This is a genomic window from Providencia sp. PROV119, assembly GCF_028482435.1.
Lineage (GTDB): Bacteria > Pseudomonadota > Gammaproteobacteria > Enterobacterales > Enterobacteriaceae > Providencia > Providencia stuartii.
Map to the genome: position 1 here is coordinate 501,568 of NZ_JAMPQL010000001.1, position 13,243 is coordinate 514,810.

The 13,243-nt window shown below is 37.7% G+C and carries 16 protein-coding genes; 11 read left to right on the forward strand and 5 right to left on the reverse strand.

The window, feature by feature from the left end; translation table 11 throughout:
• Positions 1-286 precede the first annotated feature (286 nt).
• From PSF11_RS02260 to PSF11_RS02305, 10 genes are all read left to right on the forward strand, one after another.
• Complete coding sequence (locus tag PSF11_RS02260; protein ID WP_225829581.1) at positions 287-661, forward strand: hypothetical protein; 375 nt, start codon at positions 287-289, stop codon at positions 659-661.
• Between the two features lie 1,266 nt (positions 662-1,927).
• Entirely contained in the window at positions 1,928-3,049 is a 1,122-nt protein-coding gene (locus PSF11_RS02265) for a M42 family metallopeptidase (RefSeq protein WP_004918530.1), read from the forward strand.
• On the forward strand, positions 3,046-3,324 hold the full coding sequence (gene sgcB, locus PSF11_RS02270) for a PTS sugar transporter subunit IIB SgcB (protein ID WP_004918532.1): 279 nt from the start codon (positions 3,046-3,048) through the stop codon (positions 3,322-3,324). The genes PSF11_RS02265 and sgcB overlap by 4 nt, the downstream gene beginning before the upstream one ends.
• A 17-nt stretch (positions 3,325-3,341) precedes the next feature.
• Positions 3,342-4,655, forward strand: a complete 1,314-nt coding sequence (gene sgcC / locus PSF11_RS02275) for a PTS sugar transporter subunit IIC SgcC (RefSeq protein ID WP_004918533.1) — start codon at positions 3,342-3,344, stop codon at positions 4,653-4,655.
• Positions 4,656-4,666: 11 nt separating this feature from the next.
• On the forward strand, positions 4,667-5,473 hold the full coding sequence (locus PSF11_RS02280; RefSeq protein WP_004918534.1) for a BtpA/SgcQ family protein: 807 nt from the start codon (positions 4,667-4,669) through the stop codon (positions 5,471-5,473).
• A 123-nt stretch (positions 5,474-5,596) separates the two neighbouring features.
• Positions 5,597-6,031 (forward strand): PTS sugar transporter subunit IIA, encoded by a 435-nt coding sequence (locus tag PSF11_RS02285; protein WP_004918535.1) that lies wholly within the window; start codon positions 5,597-5,599, stop codon positions 6,029-6,031.
• Positions 6,032-6,052: 21 nt separating this feature from the next.
• On the forward strand, positions 6,053-6,682 hold the full coding sequence (locus tag PSF11_RS02290) for an epimerase (protein WP_072502163.1): 630 nt from the start codon (positions 6,053-6,055) through the stop codon (positions 6,680-6,682).
• A gap of 19 nt (positions 6,683-6,701) precedes the next feature.
• Complete coding sequence (locus PSF11_RS02295; protein ID WP_004918537.1) at positions 6,702-7,475, forward strand: DeoR/GlpR family DNA-binding transcription regulator; 774 nt, start codon at positions 6,702-6,704, stop codon at positions 7,473-7,475.
• Positions 7,476-8,445: 970 nt separating this feature from the next.
• Positions 8,446-8,778, forward strand: coding sequence for a helix-turn-helix domain-containing protein (locus tag PSF11_RS02300; RefSeq protein WP_004918538.1), 333 nt, complete (start codon positions 8,446-8,448; stop codon positions 8,776-8,778).
• A gap of 720 nt (positions 8,779-9,498) precedes the next feature.
• Positions 9,499-9,723, forward strand: coding sequence for a SymE family type I addiction module toxin (locus PSF11_RS02305; protein ID WP_071881667.1), 225 nt, complete (start codon positions 9,499-9,501; stop codon positions 9,721-9,723).
• 110 nt (positions 9,724-9,833) lie between these two features.
• Here the strand turns inward: PSF11_RS02305 and PSF11_RS02310 are convergent, their stop codons facing one another.
• Entirely contained in the window at positions 9,834-10,328 is a 495-nt protein-coding gene (locus tag PSF11_RS02310; protein WP_004918541.1) for a CPCC family cysteine-rich protein, read from the reverse strand.
• Positions 10,328-10,492: a hypothetical protein gene (locus tag PSF11_RS02315; RefSeq protein WP_154610408.1), complete on the reverse strand. Its 165-nt coding sequence runs from the start codon at positions 10,490-10,492 to the stop codon at positions 10,328-10,330. The genes PSF11_RS02310 and PSF11_RS02315 overlap by 1 nt, the downstream gene beginning before the upstream one ends.
• A 659-nt stretch (positions 10,493-11,151) precedes the next feature.
• Between PSF11_RS02315 and PSF11_RS02325 the strand changes: the two genes are divergently transcribed.
• Positions 11,152-11,319: a SymE family type I addiction module toxin gene (locus PSF11_RS02325; RefSeq protein ID WP_154611413.1), complete on the forward strand. Its 168-nt coding sequence runs from the start codon at positions 11,152-11,154 to the stop codon at positions 11,317-11,319.
• 158 nt (positions 11,320-11,477) lie between these two features.
• Here PSF11_RS02325 and PSF11_RS02330 read toward each other — a convergent pair whose 3' ends face one another.
• From PSF11_RS02330 to PSF11_RS02340, 3 genes are read right to left on the reverse strand one after another with little or no spacing between them, the layout of a single operon-like run.
• Positions 11,478-11,918 carry a hypothetical protein gene (locus PSF11_RS02330; protein WP_072502164.1) on the reverse strand — a complete coding sequence of 147 codons (441 nt, stop codon included), beginning with the start codon at positions 11,916-11,918 and terminating at the stop codon, positions 11,478-11,480.
• Positions 11,919-11,929: 11 nt separating this feature from the next.
• Entirely contained in the window at positions 11,930-12,745 is an 816-nt protein-coding gene (locus PSF11_RS02335; protein WP_376739123.1) for an RHS repeat domain-containing protein, read from the reverse strand.
• Positions 12,628-13,158 (reverse strand): RHS repeat domain-containing protein, encoded by a 531-nt coding sequence (locus tag PSF11_RS02340; RefSeq protein ID WP_072502166.1) that lies wholly within the window; start codon positions 13,156-13,158, stop codon positions 12,628-12,630. Before PSF11_RS02340 ends, PSF11_RS02335 begins: the two co-directional genes overlap by 118 nt.
• Positions 13,159-13,243: the final 85 nt, after the last annotated feature.

Sequence of the window (13,243 nt, forward strand, 5' to 3'; positions counted from 1 at the left end):
TTCTTGAAGCGCGGATAGAGCCTCCCCAGATTACCCAAGTGTGATGTAAGTCTTCGTTGAAAGTGTGTTGGTGCGGTAGGCTACTGCTGATGTATTTCTTGGATATCTAGCGCTTAGCTCGAATGATAGCCCATAAATATATATGCGCTGCGTAAACTTCCTCATTTTCTACGGTTATTTTCTTTTCCTAATACTCCTCACTATGCTATTTACAAATGATTCTAATCATACCCTCTCTATGATTAACTGATATAATCCATGTAACTTAAAAAATGAGTTTATGATTATGAAATTACTAGCTGTTGCTGCTTTATTATTCTCTACATCGACAATAGCGGCTAACCAATGCAAACCTGATAATGAGTGCTTGTCTTTTAAAACCAGTGAGAGTGAAATCTCTATAGCTTGTAAAAATATAGAATCAGCGAAACTCAATACATATATAGATACAAACGACTCATTAGCTATTATGCTAAAAAGCGGTACTGGGCTGAGTGATTTTTCTGTTAAAAACACTGGAAAAACAATAGATATTTACATTAGTGGCGTAAAGTATCATCGAGCTGTTATTACTGCACGAATGGACACTTCGATTCGAATTCCAATTACAGTACGCCCTAATTTTAAATTAGTAGATGATTTGATAAGGTGTGTGAATTAATATTAATCCAACATGCTTTTAGATTAGGTGATCTTCCTTATTTTCTTCTATCGTATATATCTTGTGGATGAGTATCTTTTTCACAATTTCCACGGTGGTATCGAAATCGAGGCAGAGGACATTAATCGAAGTATGGTACATTCTAACTCATTATTTAGATTTTGCAGGTTCTATTGCGGTTTGAATGCTCTCGATAGCTTCAATGCTAGGTGGCGACGAAGCAATAGAAATCGTGCTTGCTTGCCTGCTAGTTTACGGCTGCAATATATGGTCAGCGTTAAATATTAATTTTATGAAAAAGTATCGAGCCACCACCAAGGGTGTTCAATGCCTTAATTTATTGTGATAACCATAACGAACCCCAATGTTAGAGGGATGACAAAATAGAATGTGCGAATGTAAAAAATAAATATCCATTAAAAATAATATGGAGAATGATAAAAATAGTAGTCAACAAGTAAATAATTGAGAATTTTCTTCTTAAAAAGGATATGAGCCCAGATAGAACACAAACGGAGAGAACAACTTTTAAGCCGTATGACGCAATTATTGAATATAAAAGGGATTCATCAGGGTGTTTAATCAACCACAACGGGATCGTTTTCAATAACGCCCCAATTAAAAATTGAGAAATAAACCAAAATATAGCAACAGATATAAGAGGGTATTGTCCAGTGATCAATTTTTTAAATGGGTTCATAAATAATCATCAGTATTGGATGGGTTTACAGAAAATACTACAGGTAAATGACTAACATAAATATTAAAAGGCGGTTTAGTATGAATTAACTAAAAAACCCCTGTTTTGTAATTACATTTTCATCGCAACTTATGAATATGAAGATAGGCAAATTTACTACAAAGTGATATGCAATCCCCTATAAATCTGCCGATTTGCCTTTCATTAAATATCACTGCTTAAACGCTCACTTAGCTCAATAGTTAAATGTTATCAGCTTTCAGTGTGGAATGACGTGTAAACTAACATAGTCCATTAAGGCAATATACGCGCTTTATATCCATGATAAATCGACATTTACGCTTCTAAGATCTATTCACTATCACCATTGTTAAGTATTTAAAAGCCATCAATGCCTAAAAATTTAGTGCAATCAGCATGAGTGAAATTGTTATATATTTGTCACAAAATTGTTTCTATTTGTTATTTTTAATGGTTTGTTGTGATTTTAATCACAATAATCCCATCTTTTTTTACATATAAATCGCTCATCTTTATGTCGTTTTAGTCAATGAAGGATCATCATTATGGTATTTTCCATTCGAGATACACTTTTTTCCTTACTGACCTTGGACGGTATTTCAGGTCATGAAGCCCCTATTGCCAATGTTATGCAAAAACATTTTACAGAGAGCGCTAAGGAAGTTTGGCAGGATCGCCTCGGTAATATAGTTGCTCGTTATGGAAGTGACGACGCAAAAGCGCTGCGTTTAATGGTATTTGCGCATATGGATGAAGTGGGATTTATGGTGCGAAAAATTGAACCGTCGGGGTTTATTCGTTTTGAACGAGTCGGAGGGCCTGCACAGGTGACGATGTCAGGATCTGTTGTCCGTCTTGCGGGAGAGCACGGCTCAATACCTGGATGTATCGGTATTAAATCCTATCACTTTGCTAAAGGTGATGAACGTACGCAATCACCCTCGATTGATCAATTGTGGATTGATGTCGGAGCGAAAGATAAGGCTGACGCTGAAAGAATGGGCATAAAAGTCGGTACGCCAATCACACTGTATAACCCGCCTCAAGAATTAGGTAATGACATGGTGTGTAGTAAAGCATTAGATGATCGACTTGGATGCACTGCTTTACTTGGTTTAGCTGATGCGATTAAAGATAAAAAGCTAGAAATCGCACTATTTATTGTCGCGTCAGTGCAAGAGGAATTTAATATTCGTGGGATTTTACCAGTATTACGCCGTGTAAAACCCGACCTTGCTATTGGGATCGATATTACGCCTTCTTGTGATACGCCCGACCTTCAAGACTATTCGGATTTAGTGATTAACAAGGGTGTCGGCATTACTTGCTTAAACTATCACGGTAGAGGCACGCTTGCGGGATTAGTAACTCCTGTTCGCTTAATCAATATGTTAGAAAAAACAGCTTCCAAAAATCATATTCCGGTACAAAGAGAAGTTGCACCAGGTGTCATAACAGAAACGGGATATATTCAGGTTGAACAAGATGGCATTCCTTGCGCAAGCCTATCTATTCCTTGCCGCTACACACATTCACCGGCTGAAGTTGCTAGCTTACGAGATCTCAGTGACTGCATCCGGTTATTGGCTGCATTAGCGACACTTCCCGCTAATCAGTTTCCTATCGAGTCTGACTCAGACAATAACCAAGAGGTTACATTAAAATGAAAAAAGTCCTCGTTGCATGTGGAACGGGTATGTCTACGTCCACAATGATTGCTCAAAAACTCCAAGATTACTTAGCTAGTGAAGGCATCTTAGTGGCGACTTCACAATGTTGTTTAAACGAAATCCCACTAAACAGCCACGGTGTTGATTTGATCATCACCGCAATGAAAACGGATACAGATTATGGCGTACCGACTTTGAATGGAGCCGCTTTACTAACAGGAGTTAATGACGATGCATTAAAACAAAAAATTAAAACGTTGTTATCACAATAAACCTCATAGGTGACGTTATGTTTGACTATATACTTTCTCTAGGCGGTACAGTATTTGTCCCAATCGTCATGATAATTATTGGCTTAATCTTTCGCATTCCATGGCTACAGGCCATTAAAGCTGGGGTTACCGTCGGTATTGGTTTTGTCGGAATGGGGCTAGTGATCGTGATGGCTATTGATAGCCTAAGCCCCCCCATCAAAATTATGATTGAACGTTTTGGCTTATCGCTACATGTACTTGATGTAGGGGCAGGGCCAGCATCTGGTGTTGGCTATGCAACGGCGATTGGTGCAGTCATTATTCCCGTTATTTTCTTACTTAATATCACGTTATTGTTTACTCGCCTAACGAAAACAATGAACGTTGATATTTATAATTATTGGCACTATGCAATTACCGGAACAGTTGTTCAAATTGCGACGGGGAGTTTAGTTTATGGTATCGCTGGTGCTATGTGTCATGCCATCTTATCGCTAAAAATGGCAGATTGGACGGCAAAACGCGTACAAACGATTGTTGGTTTGGAGGGTATTTCAATTCCTCAAGGGTATGGCTCTAGCTCAGTTCCTCTATTTGTACTTCTTGATGCTATCTATGAAAAGATCCCTTTCCTAAAAGGAAAGAATATCGATGCACAAGCTATTCAAAAACGCTATGGCATGGTGGGTGATCCGGTTATTATCGGTGTTGTACTGGGATTATTATTTGGGCTTGCAGCAGGAGAAGACTTTAAAGGTTGTGCGACTTTAATGATTACGGTTGCCGCGATCATGGTGTTATTCCCTCGCATGATCCGCTTAATTGTTGAAGGCTTACTTCCTATCTCTGAAGGCGCTCGTAAATTTTTCCAGAAACATTTTAATGATCGAGAAGTGTTTATTGGGCTAGATACCGCCGTAACGCTGGGTCATCCAACCACAATTGCAGTGGGTTTGCTTCTTATCCCTATCATGTTGATTTTGGCTAGTATCCTGCCATTGAACAATGTATTACCACTCGCTGACTTGCCAGTTGCTCCTTTCTTTATCTGTATGGCCACGGTGATCCACCGCGGTGACTTATTACGCACATTACTGAGTGGTGTGATTGTTATGAGCACCGTTTTGCTCATCGCAACGCAGTTTGCCCCTTTCTTTACCGAAATGGCACGTAATGGCGGATTTAACTTTGCCGAAAATGGCGCGCAGATTAGCGCACTGTCAGTTGGCAATATGTTTGGTTGGTCTATTTACGAATTAATGTCATTTGGTCTTATCGGTGTCGTGTTAACTGTTGGCATTGTTGCCTGTGTCGTTATTTTCTTACGTAATCGTGAATTACCTGAATAAGGAGTATAGAAATGAGTTGGTTGAAGGATGTTATTGGAACAGAAAAAGCAGTCATTGCTATGTGCCATTTACGTGCATTACCTGGTGATCCTGATTTTAATGCGCAGCATAGTATGCAATGGGTAATTGATAGGGCATATGAGGATTTAATGGCATTACAAAATGGCGGTGTTGATGCAGTTATGTTTTCAAATGAATTTAGCCTGCCTTATCTCACTAAAGTGAAGCCGGAGACAACCGCGGCAATGGCACGGATCATTGGTCAATTAATGAGTGAGATCCGTATACCATTTGGTGTAAATGTTCTTTGGGATCCGATCGCTTCGTTCGATTTAGCGATGGCGACAGGAGCGAAATTTATCCGAGAAATATTTACGGGTGCCTATGCAAGTGATTTTGGCGTATGGAATACCAATGTTGGTGAAACTATTCGCCATCAACATCGTATTGGGGCAGGGGATGTAAAAACGCTTTTTAATATTGTACCTGAAGCCGCGGTATATCTAGGTGGACGAGATATCTGCTCAATAGCAAAGTCTACCGTTTTTAATAATAAACCAGATGCACTATGTGTTTCGGGATTAACTGCTGGAGCAAAAACAGATAGTGCAATTTTGAAACAAGTGAAAGATACGGTGCCGAATACTGTGGTCTTTGCCAACACTGGGGTTTGCCTCGAAAACGTTGAAGAGCAGCTGAGTATTGCTGATGGCTGTGTCACCGCGACGACTTTTAAAAAAGATGGCATTTTTGCCAACTTTGTTGATCAAACTCGAGTGGAAAGATTTATGGAGAAAGTGCATAGCATAAGGCAATAAGAAAGGAGATAAGCAAAATACTTATCTCCCTCGTGATACTAAGAGTCCTCGCAAGCTTCGCCAAAAGTTAGGCGAGGACTCAATAATCAAGCATATACCGAACCTTAAAGGAGTCAATATACAATGATTGATGATGCTAAATGGATCCAAATAAATCAAGTTGCAGCCGATTGGAAAGAAGCGCTTAGCATAGCTTGTACGCCTTTAATTATTCATGGTGCTGCTGAGCCTAACTATTTACAAGGCATCATTAAAAACACCCAAAGTTGGGGGCCTTATTATTTAATTGCTCCGGGCATTGCTATGCCACATGCACGTCCGGAACAAGGGGCTATCTATAACCAAATTACTCTCACAACCTTAAAACAGCCCGTTGTATTCGGTCATGAAGATTGTGACCCTGTATGGTTATTAATGACTGTTTGCGCAACTCAAAGTGATGATCATATTCGACTCATACAGTACATCGCTGAACTTATTGATAATCCATTATTACTTGATGAAATTCGTTGTGCTAAAACCCATGATGATGTTTTGCGGTTGCTAAATTCATATTGATTTATCCATGAAGGAGTGATGATGATATTACACCCGTCTTTGGCTTCTGCTGACTCACTTTGGCTGGGTTCAATTATTAATAAACTGGCTAATCAGAATATTGGGTCATTACATCTGGACATTGAAGATGGCAATTTTATCAACAATATTACTTTTGGTATTAAGTTGGTAAAAGCAGTTGCACAAGCTACAGAACATGCATTATCTATTCATTTAATGGTGTCTCAACCGTTATTTTGGATAAGGGAGCTTGCTCCTTTTAGCCCCAAATGGATCTTCTTTCATCCTGAGGCGGTGCAAAACCCTTCAGAAATTATTGCTGAAATAAAAAAGATAAAGGCAAAAGCAGGTATAGCATTAAATCCAAGTACACCAGTTGCTCCTTATCAATACCTCATTAATAAATTAGATGCTTTGATGTTGATGACTAGCGAGCCGGATGGTGAAAATCAGCAATTTATACCATCAATAGTGGATAAAATTCAGCAAATACCACCACTCTTTAGCCAACTGGAGTATTGGGCTGATGGTGGGATCAGTGCAGATAAAATTCAGTCATTAAAAAAGGTTGGTATTAATAATCTTGTCATAGGAAGAGCACTGTTTTCGACAGACGATTATGAAAATACGATAAAACAACTTAGCAATTAAATTCGGAGAGAAGTCGCTTATGAGTCTGTATAAATCTGATCGGATCCAACAGATGCTGCACTATCTTTGGAAATGTCGAGAGCTTTCAACGCAACAAGCGGTGGAGTTGTTTGGTTGTGCAGAAGCGACAATTCGTCGCGATTTTCAATATATCGCTGAACATTATCCTGGTATGACGCGAACTCATGGGCACTTAAATTTCGACGACAGTACGACAGATAAAGAGTCTCAATTTGATGTCAGACGCTCTTTAAATTGTGCATCTAAACGTGAAATCGCACTCATTGCTCGTAAATTAATTCATGAAGGCGACTGTTTTTTTCTTGACTCAGGCTCTACTTGTTTAGAATTAGCGAAGTGTCTGGGGGATATTAGCGTTAAAGTCATTTGTAATGACATCAAAATAGCTAACCAACTTGGAATGTTTCCAAATGTAGAAAGTTATATCATTGGGGGGTTAATCAGGCCTGGTTATTTTACGGTAGGTGAAAGCCTAGCATTAGAGACGTTAAATGCTTTTGCCGTTGATCGTGTCTTTATGTCTTGTGATGCATTATCGATTGAGATGGGAATAACGAATGCTACTATGTTTGAGGTGGGAGTTAAACGCAAACTAATAGCGCGTTCACCAGAGGTTATTTTGCTAGCGGATCACACAAAGTTTGATATGTTCGAACCTCATGCTGTTGCAACCCTATCTTGTATTAAAACAATTATTAGCGATAGTGGGCTATCGAGTGAAACTCAGCAACGGTATCGCCAAGCAGGCTGTGAATTAAAATGTGGTTATTAGGGAATAATAGGCGTATTTATTACGGCTATATGTTTCCGTAAAATTGTTGTTCATATGATCACTTAAAAGGATAGGGTGAATCTAGTTGTCGCTGTCTTATTTTAGGATAAGTAGTAAGTGAATAATTTCAGATTTATAGTATTATTTTAGATGATTATTAATTTTCAGCTATCATCATGATGCACTCAGTTAGCATTGAGATATAGCATGATTTAATTTTTTCGATGATCAATATCTATTTTATTGTTTTCGAATTTACTTGGTTTTTATTTTATTATATATCTTCTAATTGAATTTAAGTGCCTTCATTTTTTATTATGAGGTAAAAAAATTCAATTTATATATATTGATTTTGAAGTAAGCTCTGCTCTAACTGAGTTGCTGAAATTTTATTTGATGAAGAGATGAAATACTCTTTTCAAGAGAAAAATGTATCTAATAAAATGAGTAAAGTAATATAAATGAGAATGTCTAAATCAGATTTTTGAATAAGCCGTAGAGGGGAGTAAACTGCCTGTATTATGTCAGTTTGATGCTGAGTGTTTCGTAATATTTCGTTTTTTAATATAAGTATTACACCGTAGACTGTTTTTTAACCTAATTTATAAGATATTGAATAAATCTTAATGATTTTTACCTTTTTTTGTAATATATACTTTATCAATTAAATTTAAATGCTTTTTTTTGTAAAAATCGAATATTTAATCTGAATATATTCCCTCCTGAGTTTTCTTTTGGTTTTTATTACTATTCAATAATGATAGTCTTTTTTGGATTAATGGCTATTAAGGCTTATAAGTTCAAGAGAATCCATTAGTTTTTACACTTATTTGTTGTTTTTGGGGTTTCTATAATCAATGGATATTGTTTTAGGATAATTTGATTTAATCAGGATAATTGATTAGATTACCGAAGAAATATTGAATGATTCAGACTTTATGTTTCGTTCTGTACTCGGGGTTAAATAAAAATGAAAATTAGTAATTTAGAATTTGAACAAATTGAATTAGATTTGAGCCATAGGGAAGTGTTTATTAAAGCTGTAGGAATAGAATTAAGAAAATTGAGGAAAAGTTATTCTTTAAGTGGTAGGGAATTAGCTGGAATTATGAATGTATCTCAGCAGCAAATATCTAGATATGAGTGCGGTGTTTGTGCGATCCCTACTGATGTTTTGATTATAATTTTAGGTTTTTTTAAAATTACACTGTTTGAGTTTTTTAAAGGGGTTTATCTAAATGCTTTTGATATAGATATGAATATGGTTCAAGATAAATACTATAATGTTTTTATTTCTCATTGAATAATCATAAGTGCTCCTGAAATAAAACTCATCTAATGATTTTTTAGTCTTATTAGCATGTTTAAGTATTTTATATTTTTACTTTAAGTTATAAAGTAGAGTTTAATTGTTATTTCTTAAATTTCCCCATCATGTTAAGTGATCATGATGGGGAGGTATTCGTGGTATTTATATGGGGGATACCAGATAAGTGATTTTGTACATAAAGAGCACATAAATAGTAGTAATATATTAAATATACTTCAATTTCACTAAGCACTCAGACCTCAGACCTCCATTTTTATTTAGAGTGTGAGTTTTATTTGAGCGATAAAAATAATAACCTATTATGATAATTTATTGGTATATCTGTAACTAAATAGTGTCCCCAAGAGCCATTCTAAACTCATCTTTTTCTCTTTTAGTAAAAATTAAGCTAGTGATTATTACTTCTATTCAGTATTTTTATATTCTCTAAATCTGCTTTTATCTCTGTAGTAAAACTGATATCAACATTCATGCATACTCATTTAATTTTTATATAAAACCGGTGTTAAATGGTAAGTTTTCAGTCATTATTAATACCTAAACGTTAGTAAACTCCTCCTATACAGCGGGGAAGGGGGAGAGAAACAGACCATCAATTGGTGTTAGGTATTCCAGTGATATCGCCACTCTTTAGGGCGATAACTGTGTTGATGCACCAAAACTGGGGCTAATGTAGCCCTTAAATCTCAAAAAATAGAACATTATTACACCGTCGGTTATGCCCCAAACGGCAGTAAAGCCAATCCATCACCGGCAATACACCTAAAAGGGCATTGGTTAAAAGACGCAGGATTTGAGATAGGCTTCACTTTTATCGTCAAAATCTTAAACAGCTGTTTGGTATTGATACCGAACAGCGAAGACATTCGAGCGATGAAGCAGCAAAACCAACAACAGCAAGCGCAACTTGATGGCTGAGTATGTGAGCGGCTAAAGGGTAAACTGAGCAGCTCTCAAATAAAGCCGGAAAATCATGGGGGATCTTTCCGGTCTATTACTCAATATAATCGTTTTTACTTGTTTATATGCTATTGGTTATTAAACTTCACGTAATTTTTACTCTCTATATTTAATTGATGTTTAAAAAATTCAGTATTTTTGTATTCATTCATGGAACTATGGTTACAGCTACTATAGTCATCTCCAGAGCTACCATCATTTTGCCATCTGCACACCGGACAAATTTCATAAAATGCATCTTCTTTGTCTTCAAAAACAATATAGTTACAGGCGGAACAAGGAACACCACGAATTAAATTGTCATCACGGTCTATAATTATTATTTCATTTCCTGTAATATCTTTGATGATTTCTTCAAAAAAACTATTTTTTAGTAATTTTGAATAATTAAAATTATCAAGTATTATATCATTATACTTTTGTTTTATTGCCTCTAGTGGTTGCTTATCTTCTATTTCACTCAGCTCAAAAAGAAATTGAACCCGCCCATCAACAGTCTCTTTAAATAATGCATGAAGTTTCAAGAAATCAATCACTTCTGAATATAAAAATTCAATCTTCATTATAAACTCTTCGCTAATTCAATTGCAGTTTGGAATGCATCGCTATCCCGACCATCATCTATATAATAAGTCCGCATTTCTCTTTTACCAGCATGACTGACAAAGATCTCATCAGTACTCTTATCATGTTTAATAATAATGTTATTAACCTTAGCTTCCTGCATGCTTTCCGTAAGCGGTTTTTTAGAAAACTCTTTGGCTTTATTTAAATATTGAGGCTGAGTGATATCACCGAATTCTTACCATGCTTAAGATAATGATATTGTAAACCAGATAAGTTATTATGTGTCACACCATCAATTTGGTAATCTCTCTTCTGAGGATTGAACCCCTTCCAGTTAATGGATGCTGTGAGCCCAAGGCAACACCCCGCCAACCCAAACGGGTCCACCCAAACTGTCGGACAGTGCACATACCCATACGGATTCACACCACCCAGTAGCCCTATTGGGTCAGGACATAGATATTGTCCGGTATTCTTATCCTAGTATAGAAATCGGTTATAATACAAGCCCGTTTCGCGGTCTTCATATTGCCCGGCAAAACGAAAATGGCATTCGGTATAATTCGGGGCATTGTCGGCTTGACCGTCTTGGGACTGCTAAAAATGTATTTATCCCCACGTATTGAGGCGTCCTGCCCAACTGGCTATCCCTTTTTAGTAAAAATCTCTCGGGGTGTGTCTTGATAGTCTGTCACCATAGAGTGCAATTTCCCCTTTTGATAGCGAGCTGTAGGGGTGATGCTCGCTGGCTGATAAAGCCATTGAATTTCCGCATCACACGCTACGGTACCAAGCCCCAAAACAGAACGTCATTACACTGTGGGGGATGCCCCGAACGGCAGCAAAGCCAGTCCACCGCCCACGATACACTTTAAAGGACTAGGGCTAAAAGACGCGGGTTTTGAGACAGGTTTCACTTTTACGGTGAAGATTTTAAACGGCTGTTTGGTATTAATCCCCCGACAGCGAAGGCACCCGAGAGATTAAGCAACAAAACCAACAACAGCAAGCGCAACTAACTGCCATACGGCACACGATGCGCGAGCTGATGACAGAGTATACAAGCGGCTAAAAGCAAAACTGAGCGGCTCTTAAAAACGAAGAAGCCAGAAGATTGGAAGGTTCTTCTGGCCTAATAACTATATTTAATTACATTCATAATTGGATGAAACTATTTCAACATAACTATCATTTCCAGTAATTAAATAATGTTTTAAATTAAATCTATTTAATGGGTCATAAAGTACTTTTTTATGTTTCAATATATCAGAATTCATTACTTGGTAAATTCCTGAATCAGGGTGGTATCCATTTTGCTCCCAAAAGTTAATTCTATTAGTTATGATTCCTTGGCCTTCTATAGAATAATTATCAGAATAAGCATCAAAAAAATTCATAGAAACACATCTTAATTCAGCCACCATTAAAAAGTGAATTTCTATTTCACGATACGTATCACTTTTAAAATTATCAATATCTTGAATATCAATCCTCAGTTTTACCCCACCTGATTCTGTATAAATTACCTCAAGATCCGTAGTAGATACTTTAAACGCTAATTTTTCAGGCGCTAATAGTAGTTTCATATTTTCCCTTATTAATTTTTACAACAAATTATTTTGTTTAGGCCAGATCCATCTTTATTTTGTGTGATGCTTATAGATCTAGATGGAGGCCTATCTAAAATATCTTTAACTAAGTGTTTTGGCACCTTTTCATATGGAACATATATTGCGTGCTGTGGGTATTTACCAGACTCAATTATAGCAGCTAAGCCACGATTATTAAGAGTTACAGGTTTACCTGTAGCTGGATCAATTGTGTATGAAATAACAAAGGTATCGGGGCTAATATGTCCAACTTTAATATCATTCGCAACATCGAGAATAGGTCTTCCAGCTATTAAAGGATCGGCCTGACTACCAATACTACTAAAGTTTGGGGCTATTCTATTTTGGCCAAAGTGCAGGTCTTTAGGAAAATCAGTAATTTCTCCATGCATAAATGGATCAAAACTACTCAGTCCGTATGGATCAATAAATTTCGTTGGATTGTGTACGTAACTATACGGATTCAACCCACCCAATAGCCCTATCGGGTCTGGTGAAATATACTGCCCACTGTCCTTATCATAGTACCGAAAGCGGTTATAATACAAGCCCGTTTCGCGGTCTTCATATTGCCCGGCAAAACGAAAATGGCATTCGGTATAATTTGGGTCATTGTCGGCTCGACCGTCTTGAGACTGCCAAAACGCCATTTGACCCCACGTATTGAGGCGTCCTGCCCAACTGGCTATCCCTTTTTCAGTAAAAATCTCTCGGGGTGTACCTTGATGGTCAGTGACCACATAGTGTAATTGCCCCTTTTGATAGCGAGCAGTAGGAGTGATGGCCCCGGCTGATAGAGCCATTGAATACCCGCATCATATGCCACAGTACCGTCGGCATAGACGGGGGCCTCTTCCACCATTTGGTCACCGGACCACAAGTAGTGCCACGCGGTCACACGAGGTTTTAACACGGGGAAGGCGGGATGCGCATTGTGTTTTTCGCTATCCACCGTTTTAGTTTTACTGAGCCGCCGCCCAAAGGCATCGTAGGTGTAACGCCAGACATCGGCACTGGGGGTAAAGCAACGGATAAGTTGGTTTTGGGTGTTCCACAGATAGCGCCACTCTTGAGGGCGATAGCCGTGTTGATGCACCACTTTCTTAGCCAATCGCCCATTCACATCGTAATGGTAGTCTTGATAGCCACGAGGTAATCCACGGCGAATAACGCGTCCGGCTTGTTGCTGTTGGGATAACTGATGGAGAGTGTCCACTCCCCATTAATTAAGACACCCTAAACTAGAGTTTTCTAACTGTTTACGATAGGCCTCCGGAGGGAGGTGATTTAAGCTTTCATGA